The following is a 23,117-nucleotide window of genomic DNA, read 5'->3' as shown; positions in this document are numbered from 1 at the left end:
TGCGGTGCTTCGCCTCGCTTTTGCCACGCTCTTTCCGCGTTCGCAGAACGTATTAGAGGGGTAGGCAGGGCTCGGGGGATATGGACGACAACAGCCGATCAACCGAGCAGATGCCCCAGAGCATCGGCCGCTACAAGGTCCAGGAGAGCATCGGCTTCGGGGCCATGGGGGCCGTCTACAAGGCCTTCGACCCCCTGATCAAGCGCACCCTCGCCATCAAGACCATCCGGCTGGACATCCCGCGCCAGAGCCCGCAGTACAAGTCCTTCATCGAGCGGTTCTACCACGAGGCCCGAATCTCGGGGACGCTCTCCCATCCGAACATCGTGACCCTCTTCGACATTGGCGAGGAGGGGGGGGTGCCCTATCTGGCCATGGAGTTCGTGGAGGGCCAAACCCTCGCCTCCCTCATCGAGAAGGGCGTGCGCTTCAAGCCGGAGAAGGTGATCGGCCTGGCCAGCCAGATCGCCTCCGCCGTCGACTACGCCCACAGCAAAGGCGTGATCCACCGCGACATCAAGCCCTCGAACCTGATCCTGTTCGACGAGGATCGGGTGAAAGTGACCGACTTTGGGATCGCGAAGCTGGTGGATGCGGAGATGACGCAGTCGGGCACCCTCCTCGGCACGCCCTCCTACATGTCGCCCGAGCAGGCCATGGGCGACAAGCTCGACGGGCGGAGCGACATCTTCTCTCTGGGCGTGTGCTGCTTCGAGATGCTCTCCGGAGAGCAGCCGTTCCCGGGGAACAACGTGACCTCGATCCTCTACAAGCTGGTGCATGTCGACCCCATCGAGCCCGCGAACCTCGAGATGCACGGCCTCGTGCCCCAGAAATGGCACGAGGTGTTCGGCAAGGCCCTGGCCAAGAAGCCCGACGACCGCTACCAGACCGCGGGCGCGTTCGTCCAGGACTTGGAGTATTGCCTCGGCTCCTGGTTCGGCGGGCTGGGGGCGGACCAGACGATCGTGACCGCGAGCGCCACCGTCGAGACCACCACGACGCTCGCCCACATCCCTCTCCCCGAGATCCAGCCCCCGGCGCCGCCTCCGGCCCACCCCCGGGAGGAGCCGGCGGCCACCCGCGCCCCCGCGCCGCCCAAGGCGAAGCCGGTCGAACGACCCCTCGCACCCCTACCGATGGCCGAGGACGATTCTCCCGCGACCGTGCTCATAAAGGCCCAGCCCTCGGGATCCGACGCCCCGGCCACCGTCCTCATGAAGGCGCCCACCGCGCCGCCCCCGGCCAAGAAGAGACCCTCGGCCCCCGCTCCTCCCCCGGCGGAGACCGACGACTCGCCGGCCACCGTCCTCATAAAAGCTCCCCCCGCCGACGACGCGCCGGCCACCGTCCTCATGAAGGCAGGCGCCCTGCCCAAGAAGCCCGCGGCCCGGCCGTCCCCCCCGCCCCCCCTGGGATCCGAGGCGTCGGAGTCGACGATCCTCATGGATGCTTCCGTGCCCGCCGAAGAGGGGGCCACGGTAGTAATGGCCGCCCCCGGGCCCACGGCAAAGTCGCGCGGGCCCGCGGACAAGGGCGGCCCCACCCAGAAGCACCCCGTCCTCGAAGAGACCCGGTCTTTGGGGAGGACGGCCGCTCCACCCTTGCCCCGGCCGACGGCGCCCCCCCTGCCCGAGGCGCCCCCCGTGGCTGGCCCCCCCGCGGTGCGTTCCCGCATTCCCGTCGGCTTGATCCTGGGGGGAGCGGCCCTGCTCTTCCTGCTGGCCCTCGGCCTCGTCGGCATCGTGCTCTTCAGGAGCGCGGGCCGGACCGAGCCCGCGCCGCCCGTCCCCACCCCCAGCGTGGCCGTGACCCGCAAGACCCTTCCGACCCCGGAGCCCATGCCCCCCGCCATCGAGGAGAAGAAGGGCATGATCCGCGTGGTGAGCCAGCCCGGAGCGGCGGCGGTCACCGTGAATGGCCAGGCGCGCGGCGAGACCCCCCTCGATCTCCGGGATCTTCCCCTGGGAAGCTACGAGGTCAAGGTCGAGTTGAAGGGCTACGAGCCCAAGACCCAGACCGTGGTCCTGAGCCCGGAGCTGCCCGCGGCGGAGGCGGTCATCCCCTTGACCCGCTCCGCCCCTGCCACCAGTGTGGCGGACATCCTGTCGACTCCCTACGGGGCCTTGGTCTCGATCGACGGGGCCCGGGTTGGGCCCACTCCCCAGACCGACCTCAAGCTCCGGGTGGGGAGCCGCCGGGTCGAGATGACCAAGGATGGATATGAGCCGTGGGCGGGGACGCTCACCGTCCAGGCGGGGAAGAGGGGCAAGCTCGATGCCCAGCTCAAGGCCCTCGTCAAGGCCCCGCCCCCGCCCGCGGCCGACGTCGTGGACACCGCCCATATCTACGCGAACGCGGCCAGCGACGTGGACACCCTGGCCAAGAAGCTCTCCGGACTGTCCGTCTCCTACCCGGAGAGCGCGCCCAAGATGAAGTCGGGCGACTCCGTGTCGGTTTCCGTTTCCTTCGTGGTGACGGAAAATGGAGAGGTGACGGAGCCCAGGGTGCTAGAGTCGGGGGGCAACCGGGCGGTGGACGAAGCGGTCCTGGCCGCCATCCGCAGCTGGAAATACGCGCCCGCGATGAAGAAAGGGATCAAGGTCAAGGCGAGGGTCACGCTCAAGCAGACGTTCAGAGCCGGCTAGGGAGCGATGCCGAAGCTGATCGTGAACCCAACCTCGTCCTCCCGGAAGGAGATCCCCCTTCCCCGCACCCTCCTCTCCATCGGCCGCGATCCCTCTAACGACCTGGTCCTCCCCGACGCCATGGTGTCGCGTCGCCACGCCGTCATCGAGTACCGGGCAAACCAGTTCTACCTGCGGGATTGCAACTCCTCCAACGGCTCCGTGGTCAACGGCGATCGGGTCAGCGAGCGAAGCCTCCGCGACGGCGACCTGTTGGCCATCGGCACCGCGCGGTTGCTCTTCCGCGATGACCTGCAGATCGAGGACCCCGGCGCCAAGGTGGTCCAACACCCCTCGGTGCCGCACCTGCAGTGTCCGTCCTGCCAGACCGCGTACCGCAAAGGGGACCTCTTCTGCCGCGAGTGCGGGGTCCAGCTGGCCCAGCCCAGCGGCCCCCCCAAGGCGGTCTGCGCATCCTGCGGCACCGCCGTCGCCCTTCCCGCCCGCTTCTGCAACGCCTGCGGGAGCCCCCTCTCCACGGACGGGCAGCGCCTCGATTCGACCACCGGACACCAGCCGATCCCCGAAGCCCTGCGGGCCGAGGTGGCGCCAAGCCCGGAAGGAGCGCCGGGGCAGCCTCCCACCGACCCCGGCTCCCGAGTGGCCCCGGACAAGGAGCCGCGGGGGGATTCCTCTCCGGAGGCGACCCGCGAGCCCGCCCCCGCCGCCCCCCTCCCCGGTCAGGTCGCCGCGGGGGACCCCCTGCCCCGAGTGCCGCGGGCGGAGGCGCCCCGGGTAAGCTCGCTGGCTCCCTCTCCCGCCGCTTCCCTCGTCCCCTTGGCCGCCCCCGCCCGGTCTTTCCCGCCGCGGCCCGGCCCCGTGGGGAAGCCGTTGCGCACGGCCGAGCGCCGGGCCGGAATGGCGGCGGGCAAGGAAGCGGCCGGATTCGGGCCCCGCCTGGGGGCGGGTCTCATCGATGCCATCCTGGTGACCGCGCTGCAGGCCGTCCTGGTTACTCCCATCGGCTACTACTGGTGGACCCGCGACACGCGAGCGTCGGCCGACGTGTCGTTCCTCCCCATCCTGGTCTCCGTGAGCCTCGCCCTGGTCTCCGCCCTTTTCGGCCTCGCCTACTACATCTACTTCTGGGGGATCAAAGGGGCCACGCCCGGCAAGGAGTTCTTGGACCTCCGCGTCGAGGGAGAGGGCGGGGCCTTCCCCATCGGGATGCCCCGGGCCGCGCTGCGAGTCTTCGGCTACCTGCTCTCCGGCACCGTTCTGGGGCTCGGCTTCCTGATGATCGCCTTTCGGGGACATGGCCTGCACGACCGCATCGCGGGTACCCGGGTGGTGCGCCGGCGGCGGGGGGTCTGAGCCTGGAGCCCACGGGGATCGAGCCTCTGGCCGGGGAGCCCATTGCCCTCTCCGCCTCGGCGGGGGAGAGCCGGACGCGCGTCTGGCGCGCGGTCTGGGAACTCCTTCACGACCTCTCCGTGGCCGTGCTCTTCTGCTTCTTCCTGATTACCTTCGTGGCCCAGGCCTTCCGGGTTCAGGGGACGAGCATGCTCCCCCTCCTGGAGGACGGGGAGCGGATCATCGTCAACAAGTTCGGCTACCGTTTTCATCCCATCGAGCGGGGCGACGTAGTGGTGTTCTGGTACCCCCGGGACCCCACCGTCTCCTTCATCAAGAGGGTGGTGGGCCTGCCCGGGGACACGGTGGAGGTGAAAGGGGGCGACGTCTACATCAGCGGACACGCGGTCCGGGAGGACTACATCCCTCCCCGCTTCCGGGACGACGAGAGCTTCGCGCCCGTGGAGGTCAAGAAGGGCTACTACTATGTGATGGGCGACCACCGGAACAGCAGCAACGACAGTCGGAGTTGGGGTGAAGTCCCCGAGAAGTACATCTACGGCCGCGCCGTCTTTCGTTTCTGGCCCCTCGCCAAGATGGGCGCCATCCACTGACCGACTCCCCCGCGGTCGTCCGAGCGTGTCCTGCGGCTGAGTCCGCCAATGAGGTAGGGAAGCGATGAGGAGCCTGACCAAAAGGGGATGGAACCTCCCCCCGGCGTTGACCCTGCTCGTGCTGGGCGCGGGTTGCTCGCACGAGACGACGCCCGCGCGGGCGGCCCTGCCCGTGGCCCAGGCGCAGGCCCCGGAGCGACCGCGGCTTCCCCCCCTCCCTCCCGGGGGCGAGGATTTCGCGGCCGAGGTCCGCCTGCTCCACCGGGTGGCGGCTTGCGGGAGCGACGAGCCCCTGCCCCCCTCCCTGGACAAAGCCACCGTGGACGAGCACTGTGCCTGGCTCCTGCCCCGGCTCCAGACCTACCGCCAGACGTACCTGAAGGTGGTCACGCCCTTCCTGGCCGCGCGCCGCCCTCCCGACCTTCCCTTCGCCGTGGTCTATCCCTTCGGGGGCGGCGACCTGCTATCGGCCCTCACCACCTATCCCGACGGTCTCGAGTTCACAACCTTGTCTCTGGAGCACGCCGGCGATCCCCGGCGCATCCGGGACCTGGACAAGGTCCGGCTGGCCCGAAGCCTGGACCAGCTACGCCGGCGGATCCGGGGCCTCTTCGCCTACGCGGAGAGCACGAGCGAGAACCTGATGCAGATGCAGAGGGGGGACCTCCCCGGGCAGCTCTCCTTCTTCCTGGTGGGCCTCTCCGCGCACGGCTACGAACCGGTGGGGCTGCGCTATTTCCGCGTGCAGGAGGACGGGACCCTACAGTACTTCGATAGGCAGGAGATCGCGGCCGAGGAGGGGAAGATGGCCCCGCGCCTCAACCGGGTCTGGGTCTCCCCGGACTTCTCGGAGGTGTTCTCGAACGCGGAGATCGCTTTCCGCTCCCGGGAGGGCGGCCCGGAGGGGGGCCTGCGCGTGCACCGGCACATCGCGGCCAACCTTGCCGACGCCCACTTGAAGGCGGATCCGTCCGTGCTCCGGCACCTCGAAGCCAAGGGCAAGGTGGCGGCCATGACCAAGGCCGCCAGCTACCTCCTGTGCGGGGAGGGCTTCAGCCGCATCCGGAGCTACCTCCTCTCGCACATGGCCTTCATGATCTCGGACTCCACGGGCATCCTCCCCAGCTACGCCACCAAGGCGGGCTTTCGCCTCGAGACCTACGGGACCTTCAAGGGGCCGATGGTGACATCCAAGGGGCCGTTAGCTGTCAGCCCGGCCTGCTTGGACGAGTTCCTCCAGCTCTGGAGCTCGCAGCCCCACCGGGATCTGCCCTTCCGCTACGGCTATCCGGACTCCACCGGGGAGAACCACCTCGTAATCACCAAGCCGGGTCCCGTCCCCGCGTCCTCCGCGGGGACATAAGGGGACGCGAGGGCCAACCACGTAAGGGCGCGCCCCCCGGAGGGCGATGGCCGACCCTTGCCGTATCTCTTCTCGGCAAGATCCGGTTCTCAAGGATGGGAGCTCGAGTCGAAAGTCAGTATCACCCCTAGGCCCAGGAGATTCTGGGTTGGCGTGAGGCCGACGACTCCCGGCGACAGCTCTCCGTCATTGAAGAAGCCTCCGCCGGGTCCGCGTGAATCGTCGATGCGGTGCTCTAGCCGCAGGATGGCGCTGGCGCGGCGGAGCGGAATTCGGTACTCGAGCGTCGTCGTATTCGCCTTCACCGTCTGTTGGAATCCCGTGGTGCGGCCGTCGCGGTCCCAGTAGACCTCAGGGCGGATCGTGAGGCTGAGTCGAGGGTTGATCACGCGGTGCAGCGGCAGTTGGGCGGACATCCAGAGCGCTCGGGGATTTCCGGGAGCGGCGATTCTCTCCGTTCCGACGAAATAGTCGAAGGCCACGGTGAGTCGCTCCCCCTTCCATTCGGCGATGCTGTCGGATAGGAAACGCCAGAGCGCGAGCGAGGTGTCGGACTGGTGCGGCCCGTAAAGAACCGTTTCCTTCAAGGTCAGATGTTCGGTCGCCTTGTACGCAAGCTGGCCACCTGCACTGGGAACGTTGTTGGCGTGGGCCAGGTGCCAATAGCCGTTGAGCAGGAGCAGAGTTGCGGTCAGTTTTGCAGAGAACGGGTATTGAGCGTTCACGCCCAACATGAAGTAGGGCGTGAAATCTGCACCCCACGGGCGCGTGTAGTTGAGATTGTCCTTGGCGTAGAGGGAGTCGTACCCGATAAAGCTGCCGAAGATTCCGCCCTGAAGGGTGAGTCCCTTCCCGACCGGCACAAGGTAGGAGACGTTCGTTGGGCCCAGATGCCGGAGCCAATTGGAACCGGCGAGATTGGGTGCGGTTGCGGAAAATCCGAAGACCTCCGAATCTTTGCCGGCCTGCAGCGTCAGCTCCGTTCCCCAGCGCGAGGTCTCCGACGTCGATTTCCTCAAATAGAGCCCGGCCATGTTCAAGTCCACTTCGTTGACGTGAAACGTGGTGCCACGGCTCCGGAACAGGTGGTTGGAGGGATCGTTGAAATCGTGGAGGTAACCGACATCTGCAAAGCCGCCATATTGCCATTCGGGATTCGACGGGGAAGAGGGCGGTTCTGGCGGTCTTTCTGGGGGCGGCGGCTGAGCCTCGACGGCCGGCGTCGGAGGGTCGGCGGGCTCGCCGGCCTGACTCACCCCACGGGAAGACGTGGCGAGCAGGGTTATCGCTAGTACCCAGGGCCATTTGGTCGTCATGCTTCTCATTGCGTGGGGGAGTTCCACGCCTCTCGAGGGATGGTTGCAGGTGTAGCCGAAGGAGACCTCGACGCATTCGCCCAGGACAGGCCTGGGCGGCTCCGGGGTGCGCGCCGGCGTCGATGAGGGCGGCACCCCTCCTGCTGGACCAGGGCTTCGCCGGGGGCGAAGGCCATCGCCAGGGCCAGCAAGCGGAGGTGAGGCATGCGCTGCGAATCCTTCCAGAGGGGGGCGCAAAAGGCAAGCGTGAAGTTGAGCGGTTCGGTCCTTGGACGAGAAGCCGAGGCCGGATATCCTTAGTGCGACCGTGGGCGCGGGCCCCGCGGAGGAGAGGGACGGGAAGAGTGGAGCACCGATCGGCGACGCTAGCCTTGGAGGACGGCACCCTCTTCGAGGGACAGTCCTTCGGGCGCGCCGGAGAGGTCACGGGAGAGGTGGTGTTCAACACCGCCCTCTGTGGCTACCAGGAAGTCCTGACCGATCCCTCCTACGCGGGGCAGATCGTGACCATGACCTACCCCCACATCGGCAACTACGGCATCAACCGCGAGGACGTGGAGTCAGCGCGCCCCCAGGTCGCGGGTTTCGTGGTCCGGGAGGTCTCGACCATGGCCTCCTCCTGGCGGGCGTCGGGGGAGCTGCACCGCTACCTGGACGAGGCGGGGGTGGTGGGCATCAGCGAGATCGACACCCGCGCCCTCACCCGCCACCTGCGCACCCACGGGGCCAAGCGGGGCATCATCTCCACCCTCTCCCGGGACGGGGCCGCGCTCGTGGAGCGCGCGCGGGGCTCCCGCTCCATGATCGGCCTGGACCTGGCCCGGGAGGTCACCTGCCCGGAACCCTATCGATTGGAGGCGGGGTCGGGGCCGAAGAGCCTGCCTTACCGGGTGGTGGCCTACGACTTCGGCATGAAGCGGAACATCCTGCGCAGCCTGGCCGCCGGCGGCTGCCAGGTGACGGTGGTGCCGGCCACGACCTCCGCGCGGGATGCCTTGGCCCTCAAACCCGACGGCATCTTCCTCTCCAACGGCCCCGGAGACCCCGAGCCGTGCACCTACGCGGTGGAGGCGACCCGGGTCCTCATGGAGAAGGTGCCGGTGTTCGGGATTTGCCTCGGGCACCAGATCCTGGGCTTGGCCTGCGGGGGGAAGACCTTCAAGCTCAAGTTCGGCCACCGCGGGGCCAACCATCCGGTCAAGAACCTCAAGAGCGGGCAGGTCGAGATCACATCCCAGAACCACGGCTTCGCCGTGGATCCGTCCCTCTTCGCCCGACCCGAGTTCATCCAGACCCACGTGAACCTGAACGACGGCACTGTGGAGGGCTTCCGCCACCGGGACCTGCCCGTGATTTCCGTCCAGTACCATCCCGAGGCCAGCCCCGGCCCCCACGACAGCCACTACCTCTTTCAGGAGTTCATCGCGCTCATGGCGGCCCACCGGCCGGCCTGAGGCCGGAAGGGCCAGGCGGCCGCGCTCCCCGCGTCCGTCTGCGGGGGCGACTCCACCGTGAGATACTGATGGGTCGATGCCCAAGGACCCCACTCTCCACTCCGTCCTCGTAATTGGCTCCGGACCGATCGTGATCGGCCAGGCCTGCGAGTTCGACTACTCCGGCACCCAGGCCATCAAGGTCCTGCGCAAGGAGGGGCTCAGGGTCTCGCTCGTGAACTCCAACCCGGCCACGATCATGACCGACCCGGAGTACGCGGATCGCACCTATGTGGAGCCCCTGACCCCCGAGGTCTTGACCGCCATCCTGGAGCGGGAACGGCCGGACGCGCTCCTCCCCACCGTGGGCGGCCAGACCGCCCTCAACCTGGCCGTGGAGCTGTCGAAGCGCGGGGTCCTGGACCGGCTGGGCACCCGCCTGATCGGGGCCAGCCGGCGGGCGGTAGAGGTGGGGGAGGACCGGCGGCTTTTCAAGGAGGCCATGGGCCGCATCGGCCTGGAGGTGCCCCGGAGCGGCTTTGCCCGCCGGGTGGGGGAGGCCCGCTCCGTCCTGGAGTACACGGGCCTACCCGCGGTGATCCGGCCCTCCTTCACCCTGGGGGGAACGGGGGGCGGGATCGTCTACAACATGGAGGAGTTCGAGGACCTGGTCGAGCGGGGCCTCGATCTCTCCCCCGTGCACGAGATCCTCATCGAGGAGTCCGTGATCGGGTGGAAGGAGTACGAGCTGGAGGTCATGCGGGACCGCGCGGACAACTTCGTGGTCATCTGCTCGATCGAGAACTTCGATCCCATGGGGATCCACACCGGCGACTCCGTGACCGTGGCCCCCGCCCAGACCCTGACCGACCGCGAGTACCAGGCCATGCGCAACGCGTCCCGCGCCATCATCCGCGAGGTGGGGGTGGAGACGGGGGGCTCCAACATCCAGTTCGCGGTCGACCCCCGCACCGGCCGCATGGTCGTGATCGAGATGAATCCCCGGGTCTCGCGCTCGTCCGCCCTGGCCAGCAAGGCCACCGGCTTTCCCATCGCCAAGATCGCCGCCCTCCTCGCCATCGGCTATCACCTGGACGAGATCCGAAACGACATCACGCGCGTGACCCCCGCCTGCTTCGAGCCCGTGCTGGACTACGTGGTGGTGAAGATCCCCCGCTGGGCCTTCGAGAAGTTCCCGGACGCGAACCCCACCCTGGGCACGCAAATGAAGTCGGTGGGGGAGGTGATGGCCATCGGCCGCACCTTCAAGGAGGCCCTCCAGAAGGGGCTGCGGGGGCTGGAGATCAGCAGCTCCGGCTTCAACCGCGCCGACCTCGACGACCGCCGGATCAAGGAGAAGATCCTCTCTCCCGACCCCGACCGGATCTTCTACGTGAAGCGGGCCCTCGAGCTGGGCTGGCCGCACGCGGAGATCCACCGCATGACCGGGATCGATCCCTGGTTCCTGGACCAGGTTCAGCAGATCGTGGACATGCAGAGAGAGGTCGTGGCGCGGGCGGGCGGCCAGGCCCTCCCCCCCGACTCGGCCCCGGGGGGGGCGCCCCCTCCTGCCCCCGCGCCCCCCGGCCCCGGCCTCCCCGGGGTCGACGACAGGACCCTCCGCCAGGCCAAGCGCATGGGGTTCTCTGACCTCCACCTGGCCCAGCTCACGGGCGCGAGCGAAGCGGGGGTGCGGGCACGGCGGATCGGGGCCGGTATCGTCCCCGTCTACAAGCGCGTGGACACCTGCGCGGCGGAATTCGAGTCGCATACCCCCTACCTCTACTCGACCTACGAGCGGGAGTGCGAAGCCGAGCCCACGGACCGCAAGAAGGTGGTGATTCTGGGCAGCGGGCCCAACCGCATCGGGCAGGGGATCGAGTTCGACTACTGCTGCTGCCACGCCTCCTTCGCCTTCAAGGAGGAGGGGTACGAGACCATCATGATCAACTGCAACCCGGAGACGGTCTCCACCGACTACGATACCTCCGACCGCCTCTACTTCGAGCCCCTGACCTTCGAGGACGTGATGAACGTCCTGGAGCTGGAGAAGCCGGCGGGGGTGGTGATCCAGTTCGGGGGCCAGACCCCCCTCCGGCTGGCCGTGCCCCTGCACCAGGCGGGGGTGCGCATCCTGGGCACCAGCCCGGACGCGGTAGACCTCGCCGAGGACCGCCAGCGATTCAGCGCCCTCCTGAGCCAGCTCAAGATCCCCCAGCCCGACAACGGGAGCGCGACCTCGCTCGAGGAGGCCAAGGTCATCGCCCGCCACATCGGCTACCCCGTGCTCGTGCGGCCCTCCTACGTCCTGGGAGGCCGGGCCATGGCCATCGTCTACGACGAGGGGAGCCTGGAGGGCTACGTGCGGGAGGCGGTGAAAGCCTCTCCCGAGCACCCCATCCTGGTGGACCGCTTCCTGGAGGACGCCTTCGAGGTGGACGTGGACGCGCTGGGGGACGGCGAGCGGGTGGTGATCGGGGGCATCCTCCAGCACATCGAGGAGGCGGGGATCCACAGCGGCGACTCCGCCATGGTTCTGCCCACCTACCGCATCAGCGCCCCCCACCTGGAGACCATCCGCCGCTATACCCGCCAGCTCGGGCTTGCCCTGGGGGTGCGCGGGCTCATGAACGTGCAGTACGCCATCAAGAACGACGTGGTCTATGTCCTGGAGGTGAACCCCCGCGCCTCGCGCACCACCCCCTTCGTGAGCAAGGCCACCGGGGTGCCACTGGCCAAGGTGGCGGCGCGGATCATGGCCGGCAAGAGCCTGGCCGCCCAAGGCGTCACCGAAGACCTGACCGTCTCCCGCATCTTCGTCAAGGAGTCCGTCTTCCCCTTCCTCAAGCTCCCCGGCACCGACATCATCTTGGGGCCGGAGATGAAATCCACGGGGGAGGTCATGGGCATCTCCGAGGACTTCGGCATCGCCTTCGCGAAGGCCCAGATGGCCTCCGGCTTCCAGATCCCCACCTCCGGCACCGTCTTCATCAGCGTGAACAACCACGACAAAGCCGGGGTCCTGCCCCACGCGCGGGACCTCGCGGAGATGGGGTTTGCGATCCTGGCCACCCGGGGCACTGCGGAATACCTGAACGCGCACGGGGTGGCGGCGCAGATGGTCTACAAGGTCAACGAGGGTCGGCCCAACGTGGTGGATCTGATCAAGAGCCGGAAAATCGCCATCGTGTTCAATACCCCCCTCGGCCGCGAGTCCTTCTATGACGACGGGGCCATCCGCAAGAGCGCCACCCTGCACGGGGTGCTGGTCGTGACCACCTTGACCGCCACCGCCGCCACCGTCCACGCCATCCACGCCCTCCGGGAACGGGCCACGGACCTCGTCAGCCTGCAGGAGATCCACGCCCTGGCCCGCGCCTAGGCTCGAAGACTGGGAGCGTCCGCGGTCCGGGCCAAGCCCACCCCCGCCGGTCTTGACTCCCGAGGGCAGGGCATCTTCAATGACGAGAAGAGTGGGGGACGGGGACGAGGCGGGCGGGGGCCGGGGTTGACGCCATGAAGCCTCTTTATCTCGCGCTCTCGGGCGGGGGCGCCCACGGGGCGGCCCATGCCGGAGTGCTGCACGCCCTCGACCGCGAGGGAATGCCGGCGGCGGGCATTGCCGGCGTGAGCGGGGGGGCCCTGGTGGCGGCCGCCTGGGCGGGAGGGGCCGACCTCGAGAAGCTCGTGGAGCAGGCCTCCCGGCTTCATCCCTGGATGTGGGTGCGGGGCTGGGGGGGCGGGCTGCTTTCCGGCACCAAGCTCGGGGTCTTGATCGACGAGTTCCTGCCCGTCCCCACCTTCGAGGGCCTGCGGGTGCCCGTGCGCGTTCTCGCCACCGACGTCGACACCGGCGAGCCGGTGGTGCTGCGCGAGGGCGACCTGCGCGACGCGGTGCGAGCGTCGTGCAGCTTCCCCGGCGTCTTCCCGCCCATGGTCCTGAATGGCCGCCGGCTCTACGACGGCGGCATCTCGGAGGTGGTCCCCGTCCGCCTGGCCCGGGAGATGGCGGAGGAGACGGGGGTGGTGGTGGCGGTGGACGTGAACAGCGGGACCCGCTGGCCGGCCGCCGACTCCTTCGTGGCCCTGGCCCTCCGGGCGGGCCTCACCCTCCTGCGGGGCCGGACGCGCAGCGAGCTGCAGGGCGCGGACCTCGTGATCGCCCCCGCCATGGGCGACTCGGGCTGGATGCGCCCGCGGAAGATCCCGAGCTTCTTCGCGGCGGGGGAGGAGGCCGTCACCAAGGCCCTGCCCGAGCTCAGGCGCTTGCTCGGGGGTTGAGGCTCCACGAGATTCCGGGGTGACCGCGGTCGGGAGATCGTCTGGCGGGGTGGCCGAGTCGGGGGGCGTTCTGCCCCAGGTTGGTTCGATGGTACCGTCTCGTGTCGGTGGGCGCCCGGACGGTGACTCACCAGGGAGGACAAGATGGGCTCATTAGGGTCCGCTCGCGCTCGGGGGCTAGCCGTTCTGCCGCTCGCGCTCGTGGCCATGGCGCCTCGGTCTTGGGCGCAGATGACCGCCGGCCCGCCCCGACCCCACAAGAGTGTCTACGGGACGCTGGAGAGCGTCGACCCCGCTCTGAACCGCGTGGTGATGAAGTCCAACAGTGGCGAGAAGTTGGCCTGGAGCTTCGAGCCTGCGGTCGTGGCCGAGGTGGCGCGCTTCAAGCCGGGCAGCTCCATGGTCGTCATCTACCGTCCGATCGACGCCAACGATAAGAGGGTCACCGCGGTCGCTTTCCCGGGCAGCGCCTCGACCCCCCTCTACCTGAACATGACGGACTCGCGGGTGGTGCTGCGGACCGCTCCCGAGGTGGGTGGCGCCTGCGGCAAGCCCGACGCCGGTCCCGTCACGGACTCGGTGATCCCGAGCGGCGGCACGGGCGAGGCGATGGATGCCTGCTGGTGCTGCGCCGAATCGGGCAAGTCATGCCGCCCGGAGAACAAGACCGGGAGGGGCAAAGCGCTCCTCGTGGCCTGCTTCGAATAGCGGCCGACGCCAAGGCGGTGGATGGGGCGGCTCTGGTGGTGAGGAGAGAAGCGTGCGTCGCGCCCTCTTCGTGATCGGGGTCGTGACGGCCGCCCTCATCGGCCTCGTGCTGCGGGGCGAAGCTCCGCCGGGGCCGACCGGGGCCTGGCTGCAGAACTCCGGCCTCACCCCGCGCTACGAGACGGTGGAGGGTTTGCGCGTCCGCTACGTGCGTGCGGGCCGGGGCCCCGCGGTCGTGCTCCTGCACGGCTTTGCCTCCTCGATCTACACCTGGAAGGATGTCCTTCCCACCCTTAGTGAGGGCCATGACGTGGTGGCCCTCGACCTGCCCGGCTTCGGCGGTTCCGACCTGCCCGCCGACCTCTCGTTCGAGTTGTACCCCCGCGTGGTCCGGGCCCTCCTCGACCGTCTGGGGATTGCCCGGGCCGACCTCGTGGGCAACAGCATGGGGGGGGCGCTGGCGGTGGTGCTCGCGGCCACCGATCCCTCGCGGGTGGGCCGCCTCGTCCTCATCGACGCCGCGGGCTTCAACCTGGCCGCGCGGGACCGGCCCTTCCTGATCCGGGTCGCGGGCTTCCGGCCGATGGCGGCGCTCATCGACCACCTCCCGGTGCGGCGGCTCCTGGTAGGGGCGGCCCTCCGCCAGGTTTTCCACGACCGCGCCCTCGTGACCCCGGAGCGGCTGGAGGAGTACGCGGCCCCCATGCTGCGGCCGGGGGCCCCCGCCGCCACCCGGTCCCTCTTAGCCACGCTTCGCCTCCATCCGGGGGCGGTGGCCGAGCTCGCCCCCCGGGTCCAGGCCCCGACCCTCATTCTGTGGGGCCGGTACGACGCCTGGATCCCACCCCCGGACGCCGATCGGTTCGCGCGGGCCATCTCCGGCTCGCGTGTGGTGCTCCTTGAGGACTGTGGGCATCTTCCCCAGGAGGAGCGTCCGGCGGAGGTAGCGCGCCTCCTGGTGGAGTTCCTGGGCCGCTCCCCTCCTCTGGCACCCGGAGAATAGACCGGTCTACTTGGTGTGGTCGAGGGCGACTAAGGTGTCTCGGGCTTTCTGGGCCAGAGGGTTCTGGGCGTAGTCGTTGATGATCTGCTGCAGGGTCACGCGCGCATCCGCGGCGCGTCCCCAGGCCACATAGGTCCGGCCGAGAACGAAGAGCAGCTTGGCGCCGTCCTCTCCCGGGGGCCGGAAGGCGAGGGCTTCCTTGAGAAGAGTCTCGGCCTCGGCGTAGTGGTGCCGGTTGTTCTGGAGCATGGCCAGAAGCAGGCGGATCTTCCGGCGGTTGGCGACCGGCTGCTCCGCGTCCGCCCATCGGGCCCGCTCCAGAAGGTCCCCGCCCTCGTCGTAGAACTCCTGGTCGAACAGGTGGATGCCCAGGCTGGCGAGGGTGGCCGCGTCCTTGGGGTTCTCCTCGAGGGCGGCCTCCCAGGCCATCACCTTCTGGGCTTCCTGAAGGACCCGAGAGAGCGTGTGGGGGAACTCCCCCGGTCCCTGGAAGCCGTTGACGCGGGAGAGCTGGCGTCCGGCGGGAGTGAGAAAGACGACGGTGGGCAGAGAGGAGACGTCGTAGTGCAGGGCGACCGCGACCTCCTTCTTGCTGCCTTCGGTGTTCACCCGCACGGCCACGAAGTCCTCCGCGATGCGGGCGACCACGGGGTCCGCGTAGGTGGTCCTGTCGAGCCGGCGGCACCATCCGCACCACTCCGCCCAGAAGTTCACGATGACTGGCTTGCGCGCGGCCTTGGCCTTCTTGAGGGCCTCGTCGAACTGGCGCTCCCACTTGATGCCGGCGGGGGAGCCGGCGCCCGCGAGGAAGAGGCTCAGGGCCAGAGAGGAAATCATGCCGCCGCGGCCGTCCTCACCAGGGCCCCGAAGAGGGTCTGGAACCCGTCGTCCCGGTTCCAGAAGGCCTCGGGGTGCCACTGGACCCCGAGGACAAAGCGGTGGCCGGGGCTTTCGATGCCCTCCACTATCCTCTCGTCGCTCGTGAAGGCGGAGACCGTAAGGCCCTGTCCCAGCTGGTCGACGGCTTGATGGTGGAAGCTGTTCACCGAAATCGTCTCCCTGCCCAGGATCTCACGAAGCCGGGTCCCGTTGTGGATCCGCACATCGTGGGCCCGCTCCCAGCGCTCGCAGCGCGGGTCGTGGTCGAGCCCTCCTGTCAGCTCAGACGGGATGTCCTGGATCAGTGTTCCGCCCGTGGCAACGTTTAACACCTGGTGTCCCCGACAGATAGCGAGGAGGGGCAGGTCGCGGCGGAGGGCCTCCCGACACAGGGCCAGCTCGAAGTCGTCCCGCTCGCGGATGACGCGCCCGAGCTTGGGGTGGGGGGCCTGCCCGTAAAGGGCAGGATCCACGTCACTCCCCCCGGTCAGGATCAGGGCGTCTACGCGGTGGAGCAACTCGGAGGCGTCCTCCGGCCGGCCGGGGGCCAGGACCAGGGGCAGCCCCCCCGCCGCCTCCACCGATCGCAGGTAGTCCTGCCGCAGCAGGTACAAGCCCGAGCGCCGCTCGTCGTAGCCGATGGTGACGCCCACGGCCGGGCGGCTCACATCCGCTCCGGCACCGGGATCCCCAAGAGGTCCAGGAGCAGGTCCATCTGCCGGAGGAAGCAGTCGACGACCAGGGTCCGGAAGGCGCGCCGCTCCTCGCTCGCCGCGTAGAGCACGGAGTAGTTGGGGTTCTGGTAGTAGGAGTGAAAGGCCTGGGCCACGGCGAAGGTGTGCTTGGCCAGGAGGGCCACCTCCTCCGCCCGCACCGCCTGCTCGGCGACTTCCTCGCTGCGGGCCATGAGCAGGAGAAGGGACCACACCTCGTCTCCTTCCTCGCCCTCCAGGAGGGCCCCGAGATCGGAACCGGAGGCCCGCTCCAGGAGCGCCGCCACCGGGTGCCCCTCGCCCTCCATCTTGGCAAAGATGTTCCGCGCCCGCACCAGTGCGTTCTGGAGGTAGGGCCCGGTCTCACCCGCGAAGGCCAGCGCCTCCTCCATGTCGAAGGTGATGATTCGGGTCCGCCCGAACTTGAGCAAGAAGTAGCGGAGGGCGCCGATGGCGATGGCGGTGGCGGTGCGCTCCCGGGCCGCCGCCTCCCGGGCGGGATCCCGGGCGTCGATCTCGCTCCGGGCCTTGCCCAGGAGGGCGTCCAGGAGGTCGTCGGCCTTGACCCCGAGCCCTTTGCGCCCGGAGACCTTCACCGCCGCCTCCTCCTCCGACACCGCGTAGCCGAGGGCCTTCGCGGTGGCGGGGGAGAGCACGACCTTCTCGTAGGCCAGGTGGTGGCTCTCCTCCGCGTCCTGGGCGTGGCCGAGGGCCGCCACCCCCGCCTTCACCACCCGCTGGGGGTACGACTGGCCCACGTCGATCACGTTGTAGACCGCGCGCGCGTGGCCGAACACGGGCGCCCCCGGCTCGCCGGGCCCGCTGGTCGTAGTCCAGAGCACCTGGCCGTCGGGGTAGGTGCGGTGGCGTCGGTAATGGAAGTCCTGGTCCAGGCGGCCCAGCTTCCAGAGCTGGTAGGCGATGTCCTTTCCGGTGTAGGTCACGGTTCCGTTGGAGCGGACGATGATCTTGTCCTCATCGCTCACCCGGCGCGCCTCGGGGGAGGCAGGGCCCCCCCGGGGGGGCGTTCCCCCCGCGCTCTCGTCGGCTTCGCCCCCGCCCATGGTCAGCACCCAGCAGCCCTTGTTCTTGCCCTCGCTCTCGAAGCGGATCGCCCCCGCCTCCTTGAGGAGGGCGAAGGCCCGATCCCAGAAATGGAGGCGCAGGATGTCGCTCTCGTGGGCGAGGAGGTCGTAGCGGATGCCCAGCCTCTCCATGGTGGCCAGGTGGCAGTCCACGATGCGCGCGGCCACGGCCGCGGCCAGGCGCGCGGTGTCGTTGTCGCCGGCCTCCACCGCGTGGAGGGTCTCCACCTGCAGGGCCTTGCGCCGGGGATCGGCGGCGTAGAAGTCCCCCACCCGCGCGTAGAGATCCCAGCAGTAGTAGTCGAACCTCCCGGGAACCGTCTCGAGTCCGGCCAGGTTCCTCTGCTCGAGGTGGATGAGCCCCACCACCACGTCCGCCACCTGCACGCCGGTGTCGTCGATGTAGTTCTGGACCCCCACTGTGTGGCCACGGTGCCGCAAGACCCGCACGAAGGTGTCGCCCAGGGTGGCGTTCCGGAGGTGGCCGACATGGGCGGCCTTGTTGGGGTTGATGCTGGTGTGCTCCACGATCACCGTCCCCGGCCGGACGGCGGCAGGCCGGGGAGCGCGGAGGGCGGCGTAGAACCCGGCCGCGAAGGCCCCCCGCTCGAGGAAGACGTTGACATAGCCCCCCCCCGCCACCTCCGCCCGGCGCACGCCGGGGGCGGAGGAGAGCGCTGCGGCCAAGCGCTCCGCGATGTCGCGTGGCTTCCGCCTCAGCTTCTTGGCTAGGTCGAAGGGCGAGGTCAGGGCGAGGTCGCCCAGCTCGATCTGGGGAGGGTATTGGAAGGTGATCTCATCCAGGTCGACGCCAAAGGCCTTCCGGGCCGCCGCGCGGACGAGCTGGGCCAGCCGGGACTGGAGGTCAAGGATCATGGGCAAAGCCCGATTTTAACCCGCCGACGGCCGGGAGACCCGGGGGCCCTTGCCTGCCGCCTCTGGTAAGATCGTGGGTGCATGGCGAGCTCCGCCTCTCTCCTCTTCCTCTTGACCCTGGCCCCCGGGAACCAGTTCTTCGACCTAAGGGCCACCTTCGTGGCCCCGACCAAGGCCGGGACCACGCCATCGATAGAGGTGACGTTCGTGTCCAAGGACCCGGAGGTGCACATCAACGAGGAGCCGGCGCCGCGCCTCAAGTTGGACGTGGCTCAATCCGTGCTCGTGGATAAGCAGCTGCCCCTCCGTGTGCGCACGACCCCCTACGATCCCTCCGCCGCCCGTTACCTGGACCTGTCGCGGCCGCTCAAGTTCCCGGTCGGGTTCGCCCCTACCGCTCCCAAGGGGGCCCAGAGCGTGGGGGCGACCATCACCTTCTTCTACTGCTCGCGGCGCGAGGGCTGGTGCCGCCGGGGCAGCCTGGAGGTGGAGGTCCCGGTCACGGTGCCCTGAAGCGGCGGGCCGCCTCCTCGTAGTCCTCGGGCGTATTCAAGTTCCGGAACATGAGGCCGGGATCTCCGTAAGCCTGGAGCTCGGAGGGGCCCACCTCCCGCACGCGGACGTCCGGCCAGAAGGCGGTCATCTTGAGCTGCCCTTGCTGGAGCCGACGGAGGATCGGCTCCCGGCAGGCCGGCGCGTAGGCCGCGCACAGGGGCTCCGGTCCGCCGGGGGAGACGGGGACGACGGCATCCCAGCCGGGGGCCAGTTCCAGCAGCCGGGCCAGCAGGAGGACGGGGACGAAGGGCAGGTCCACCCCGAGGAAGAGGCCGGGGGTGCGCTCCAGCTGCAGCAGGCCGGTGTAGATGCCGCCCAGGGAGCCCCCCCCTTCGAGGGCGTCCGCGAGCACGGGCCGGCCGCGGTCGAGGTAGGCGGGCTGCGACCCGGCGAGAATGCGCACGTCGACCACGACCTGACCGAGACGGGCCAGGGCGTCGTCCAGGAGCGTCCCTGGTCCCCAGGCGAGCAGGGCCTTGTCCCTGCCCATCCGGCGGCTCTGGCCGCCGGCCACCACGAAGCCGATGGCGCCCTCTAGCCCCGGCGCTTGAAGGACCACGTGATCTCGAACTCCGCCGCCAAGGTCCCCTCCGGGGTGCGGCCGGTGGCGCGGGCCACGTAGGTCTCGCCCGCGCCCCCCCCGGCCGACCGTTCGATCGCCGTTCCCATGCCGGCCACGTCCGAGAACGTGAAGAGCGATCCCCCTACGATCTTCTGGGTGAAAACGGCGGAGATCCCGCGCACGAGCATGGAGACCGACGCGGACGCCCCCGCGACCAGGACGGCGGCGGGGGCGCCCGTGGACAACTCCGCGGCCATGGCCTGGGCGGCGAAATATGTGGACCGGAACGGGTTTTGGGTCCGCCAGCCCCCGGGCAGAAAGACCGTGCAGGAGGATCCGTCCAGCTCGCGCAGGCGCAGCCCCGCCCCCGCGGCCAGGGGGAGGGTCGTCCAGAGGTAGAAGCGGAAGCGCCAGGGCGTGAGCATTCGGCGACGCAGGGCCTCCGACTTCGGGTTGAAGCTCACGCGTCCTTTCCCGGACCCCGCTCCGGGCCCGCGCCCCCCCAGCCCCTCTTCAGCTCCACATAGGTGTAGACCACGCGTTGCACCGCGGTCAGGTTGGAGAGGATGGCGATGACCCAGAGGACGGCCGCGATGCGGTTGGTGAGGGCGCCGATGATCAGGAGCACGATCCGCTCCGGACGCTCGAGGAAACCCACCGTGCAGCGCGGGATCAGGCTCTCCGCGCGCGCCCGCGCGTAGGAGGTCATGAAGCTCCCGAAGGCGGCCACCCAGACGAGCACCATGAACGGCGTCCGGTTCAAGCGGGCGTAGAGGATCATGAGGCCCATGTAGAGCACCATGTCGGAGTAGCGGTCCATGGTGGAGTCGAGGTAGGCCCCGAACTTGGTTCCCCGGCCGCGGCGGCGGGCCACCCGCCCGTCGATCATGTCGAAGATGCTGGCCAGGAGGGCCACCAGCCCCCCCGTGCGCAGCAGGGCGGGGGTCGTGTACTCCTTTCCCCCCGCAAAGGCGAAGCAGGCGCAAGCCACCCCGTTTAGGGCCAGCCCCGTGATGGTGAGCACATCCGGGCTCACCCAGGCGAAGGCCCGCACCACGCCCTCCACCGGGCGCGCGAAGGTCGCTCCGATCCTCTCCGACAGCATGCAGGGGCTTTTCGGCCGCGCGCGGCCCTTGAGCCGACGCCGCGCAGGCGGAGTCTAAGCCCCCCCGCGGAGAGGTGTCAAACGTCGGGCCCCTCGTGTCAACGCCACGTAGAAGTGGCCCCTTTCGTGCCAAGTAGAAATGTCCCCCGGCAGGGGTGAACGGGATCCTCGTCCTCCGGGCGCGTACGCGCCCTGCGGTCCTTGGAGCACCGCCGCCCCCCGCTTGACGCTACAATCGGGCCGCCCGGTAACCCCCCGGAGGTCAGCGTGCTGAGGAAACCGGTCGTGCTCGTGACGGGCGCCAGTGGCGAGATCGGCCACGGCCTCATCGAGAGGCTGGCCGGGGCCGGGGCCCACGCCATCATCACCCTCGACTTGCGGGCCCTCGAGGCCCAGCCGGCCCGCCGGGTCCAGCATCAGTATCTGGGCTCGATCCTGGACGTGGACCTCTTGGAGCGGATCCTCTCCGAGTACGAGGTCGAGCTGGTCTTCCATCTGGCGGCCCTCCTCTCCACCCGTGCGGAGTTCACCCCCACCGCCGCCCACCAGGTGAACGTCGAGGGGACGCTGCGCCTCCTGGAATTCGCCCAGAAGGAGGGGGAGTCGCACGGCCGGCCGGTGGTCTTCATGTACCCGAGCTCCATCGCCGCCTATGGGCTGCCCGACCTCGAGACCAAAAACCGGGTGGGCCGGGTGGGGGAGGATGATTGGAACCGGCCCACCACCATGTACGGGTGCAACAAGCTCTACTGCGAGCACTTGGGCCGTTATTACGCCGAGCACTACAAGCAGCTGGCGGCCGAGACCCTTTCCGGCAAGGTGGACTTCCGCTGCGTCCGCTTCCCGGGCCTGATCTCCGCCGTCACCGTCCCCTCCGGAGGGACCTCCGACTACGCCCCCGAAATGCTCCACGCCGCCGCCGCGGGCGCGCCCTACGCCTGCTTCGTGCGGCCGGACACCCGGATCCCTTTCATGGCCATGCCCGACGGCGTGGACGCGCTCTTGAGTCTGGCCCAGGCCCCCAAGGAGCGACTCACCCGCACCGTCTACAACGTGGGGGCATTCAACCCTTCCGCAGAGGCGATCCGGAGGCGGGTGGCGCAGGCCTTCCCGGGCAGCCGGCTCACTTTCGAGCCGCACCTGAAGCGGCAGCGGATCCTGGACTCCTGGCCCGAGGACGTGGACGACTCTAGCGCCCGACGCGACTGGGGCTACGCCCCGCGCTACGACGAGGAGAGAGCCTTCGCGGAGTACCTGGTGCCCACGATCCGCGAGCGCTATCGCTAAGCGCCGGGGGCCGCGGCCTCACCCAGGGCCGTCCGCACGGTCACCACGTCCACCAGGCCGCGGCAGCCATAGAGGGCGGGGAGCACCGCCTGGGGGGGGTGCTTCGCCCTGAGCCGCGCCACCTCCTCCGTGCCCGCGCGATAGGCGGGCAGATACATGCGGCCCAGCAGGGGATGGCGTCCCCAGGCCCCGGAGAGCTTGTCCGCCCGCTCCTTAGAGCAGAGGAAGTCACGACGGAGCACAGCCGCTACGTCTTTCTGCGGCCAGGCCTCCTTCCAGGTCAGAAAGGAGGACTGATTCTTGGCGTCGTCCTGGAGGAGGGCCAGGAGCACGCCGATCTGGAGGTCCTCGTCGGGCAGTTCGTCCACCCCCGCCACGCCGTGAGCCATGAGGATGGCATTGTTGGCGATTCCCTCCGCGAGAGCGGCGGCCCGGCTGTTCATGGTCTGGACGGAGGCCTCGAATCCCACCTCCCCGCGCACGTAGAGGTGCTGGAGGAGGGCGGCATTGGTCACGTGGCCGGGCACCACCTCGTGGGTCACAAGCTGCTCGAACTCGGGGACCGAGATCTCCAAGGAAGCGTTGATCTCGTAGGTGGCGTCGTAGCGGGGGCTGCCGTCGGGGTTTCGGGAACGGCCCAGGTAGTTCATGGAGCCCGAGAACCAGGCGTCCTCGATGGGCAGGAACCGGATGTTCGCGCGGGGCACGGCGTGGAGGGTGGGGGGAAGGTGGGGGACCAGGTGGCGGACGGCGAGGGCGTCGAACTCCGCGATGAAGGCGGCGGCGAGGGCGGGGATCGACTTCCGGGGGACCATCCGCTCCCGCCGCCACGCATCCACCGCGGCCAAGAGGGCCTCCGCGCCCTCCCCGGGGTGGCCGGCCCGCGCGAGCAGGTCCGCCAAGCGCCGCCTCTTGGAGGTCGGGTCCGAGGCTTCGGGGCCGATGCCGGAGGAGGCGCGCACGCAGCGCTCGTAGGGGACGGGGTCGCCCTCTCCCCTCAGCTCCCGGGCGAGGTCCCACATGACCTCCAGGGAGACCACGAGACCGCGGAGATAAGCACCCCGCAAGCCGGCCATGGCCCGGCTCTCCTCGGCCAGGCCGTGGAGGGCACCGCGCACGTCCACCGCCGCCAAGTAGGCGGAGATGGCCGCCCGATCCGGTGGAGTGGCCCCGACGCCCCCCGCCCGACGCACCCGGCCCGCCGCCTCGTGGGTGTAGGCGAGCGTGGGCGGCTCGTCGGAGAACCAGGTGTCGGCGATGAAGCGACCGGTGCCCGAGGGGCACATGACGTCGCCTCCCCAGAGGGTGTCGATGCCGAGTATGGAATCGGCCAGGATGCGGTCGAGGCGCTCCATGC

19 protein-coding genes are annotated in these 23,117 nt (G+C 69.4%); 11 read left to right on the top strand and 8 right to left on the bottom strand.

The features are described 5' to 3' along the window. Positions 1 to 80: 80 nt before the first annotated feature. The 4 genes from VN461_06560 (at position 81) to VN461_06545 (ending at position 5,957) form a co-directional block, all read left to right on the top strand. On the top strand, positions 81 to 2,648 hold the full coding sequence (locus tag VN461_06560; GenBank protein HXB54427.1) for a TonB family protein: 2,568 nt from the start codon (positions 81 to 83) through the stop codon (positions 2,646 to 2,648). Between the two features lie 6 nt (positions 2,649 to 2,654). After that, a complete protein-coding gene (locus VN461_06555) occupies positions 2,655 to 4,001 on the top strand; it encodes an FHA domain-containing protein (GenBank protein ID HXB54426.1) in 1,347 nt (448 codons plus the stop codon). Further along, entirely contained in the window at positions 3,998 to 4,594 is a 597-nt protein-coding gene (lepB, locus tag VN461_06550; protein HXB54425.1) for a signal peptidase I, read from the top strand. The genes VN461_06555 and lepB overlap by 4 nt, the downstream gene beginning before the upstream one ends. Positions 4,595 to 4,658: 64 nt before the next feature. Beyond that, positions 4,659 to 5,957 carry a hypothetical protein gene (locus tag VN461_06545; protein ID HXB54424.1) on the top strand — a complete coding sequence of 433 codons (1,299 nt, stop codon included), beginning with the start codon at positions 4,659 to 4,661 and terminating at the stop codon, positions 5,955 to 5,957. Between the two features lie 89 nt (positions 5,958 to 6,046). On the opposite strand, the gene VN461_06540 is transcribed toward VN461_06545, so the two are convergent. After that, positions 6,047 to 7,273, bottom strand: coding sequence for an outer membrane beta-barrel protein (locus VN461_06540; protein HXB54423.1), 1,227 nt, complete (start codon positions 7,271 to 7,273; stop codon positions 6,047 to 6,049). A gap of 344 nt (positions 7,274 to 7,617) precedes the next feature. Between VN461_06540 and carA the strand changes: the two genes are divergently transcribed. The 5 genes from carA to VN461_06515 all read left to right on the top strand — a co-directional run bounded on the left by carA (position 7,618) and on the right by VN461_06515 (position 14,698). Further along, complete coding sequence (carA, locus tag VN461_06535; GenBank protein HXB54422.1) at positions 7,618 to 8,727, top strand: glutamine-hydrolyzing carbamoyl-phosphate synthase small subunit; 1,110 nt, start codon at positions 7,618 to 7,620, stop codon at positions 8,725 to 8,727. 76 nt (positions 8,728 to 8,803) lie between these two features. Further along, a complete protein-coding gene (gene carB, locus VN461_06530; GenBank protein HXB54421.1) occupies positions 8,804 to 12,088 on the top strand; it encodes a carbamoyl-phosphate synthase large subunit in 3,285 nt (1,094 codons plus the stop codon). Between the two features lie 134 nt (positions 12,089 to 12,222). Further along, positions 12,223 to 12,987, top strand: a complete 765-nt coding sequence (locus tag VN461_06525) for a patatin-like phospholipase family protein (protein HXB54420.1) — start codon at positions 12,223 to 12,225, stop codon at positions 12,985 to 12,987. Positions 12,988 to 13,131: 144 nt separating this feature from the next. After that, positions 13,132 to 13,695 (top strand): hypothetical protein, encoded by a 564-nt coding sequence (locus VN461_06520; GenBank protein ID HXB54419.1) that lies wholly within the window; start codon positions 13,132 to 13,134, stop codon positions 13,693 to 13,695. 52 nt (positions 13,696 to 13,747) lie between these two features. Next, complete coding sequence (locus tag VN461_06515) at positions 13,748 to 14,698, top strand: alpha/beta fold hydrolase (GenBank protein HXB54418.1); 951 nt, start codon at positions 13,748 to 13,750, stop codon at positions 14,696 to 14,698. A gap of 6 nt (positions 14,699 to 14,704) precedes the next feature. Here VN461_06515 and VN461_06510 read toward each other — a convergent pair whose 3' ends face one another. The 3 genes from VN461_06510 to argS are packed head-to-tail and all read right to left on the bottom strand — an operon-like array spanning position 14,705 to position 18,251. Then, positions 14,705 to 15,535 (bottom strand): thioredoxin family protein, encoded by an 831-nt coding sequence (locus VN461_06510; protein HXB54417.1) that lies wholly within the window; start codon positions 15,533 to 15,535, stop codon positions 14,705 to 14,707. Further along, positions 15,532 to 16,245 carry a gamma-glutamyl-gamma-aminobutyrate hydrolase family protein gene (locus VN461_06505; protein HXB54416.1) on the bottom strand — a complete coding sequence of 238 codons (714 nt, stop codon included), beginning with the start codon at positions 16,243 to 16,245 and terminating at the stop codon, positions 15,532 to 15,534. Before VN461_06505 ends, VN461_06510 begins: the two co-directional genes overlap by 4 nt. After that, entirely contained in the window at positions 16,242 to 18,251 is a 2,010-nt protein-coding gene (gene argS, locus VN461_06500) for an arginine--tRNA ligase (protein HXB54415.1), read from the bottom strand. Before argS ends, VN461_06505 begins: the two co-directional genes overlap by 4 nt. Before the next feature lie 81 nt (positions 18,252 to 18,332). On the opposite strand from argS, the gene VN461_06495 reads away from it, so the two are divergent. Then, a complete protein-coding gene (locus VN461_06495) occupies positions 18,333 to 18,764 on the top strand; it encodes a hypothetical protein (GenBank protein ID HXB54414.1) in 432 nt (143 codons plus the stop codon). Here VN461_06495 and VN461_06490 read toward each other — a convergent pair. The 3 genes from VN461_06490 to VN461_06480 are packed head-to-tail and all read right to left on the bottom strand — an operon-like array spanning position 18,751 to position 20,473. Continuing rightward, positions 18,751 to 19,365 (bottom strand): molybdenum cofactor guanylyltransferase, encoded by a 615-nt coding sequence (locus tag VN461_06490; GenBank protein ID HXB54413.1) that lies wholly within the window; start codon positions 19,363 to 19,365, stop codon positions 18,751 to 18,753. The genes VN461_06495 and VN461_06490 overlap by 14 nt on opposite strands. Beyond that, positions 19,341 to 19,832, bottom strand: a complete 492-nt coding sequence (locus VN461_06485) for a DUF4442 domain-containing protein (protein ID HXB54412.1) — start codon at positions 19,830 to 19,832, stop codon at positions 19,341 to 19,343. Before VN461_06485 ends, VN461_06490 begins: the two co-directional genes overlap by 25 nt. Continuing rightward, a complete protein-coding gene (locus tag VN461_06480; GenBank protein HXB54411.1) occupies positions 19,829 to 20,473 on the bottom strand; it encodes a CDP-alcohol phosphatidyltransferase family protein in 645 nt (214 codons plus the stop codon). Before VN461_06480 ends, VN461_06485 begins: the two co-directional genes overlap by 4 nt. 267 nt (positions 20,474 to 20,740) lie before the next feature. Here VN461_06480 and VN461_06475 point away from each other — a divergent pair, with 267 nt between their 5' ends. Further along, positions 20,741 to 21,760, top strand: a complete 1,020-nt coding sequence (locus VN461_06475) for an NAD-dependent epimerase/dehydratase family protein (GenBank protein HXB54410.1) — start codon at positions 20,741 to 20,743, stop codon at positions 21,758 to 21,760. On the opposite strand, the gene VN461_06470 is transcribed toward VN461_06475, so the two are convergent. Next, entirely contained in the window at positions 21,757 to 23,115 is a 1,359-nt protein-coding gene (locus VN461_06470) for a hypothetical protein (protein ID HXB54409.1), read from the bottom strand. The genes VN461_06475 and VN461_06470 overlap by 4 nt on opposite strands. Positions 23,116 to 23,117 lie beyond the last annotated feature (2 nt).

This window comes from Vicinamibacteria bacterium, from assembly GCA_035570235.1.
Lineage (GTDB): Bacteria > Acidobacteriota > Vicinamibacteria > Fen-336 > Fen-336 > DATMML01.
Note: the sequence above shows the minus strand (reverse complement) of the source record. Positions and strands in the feature narration are given on the sequence as shown.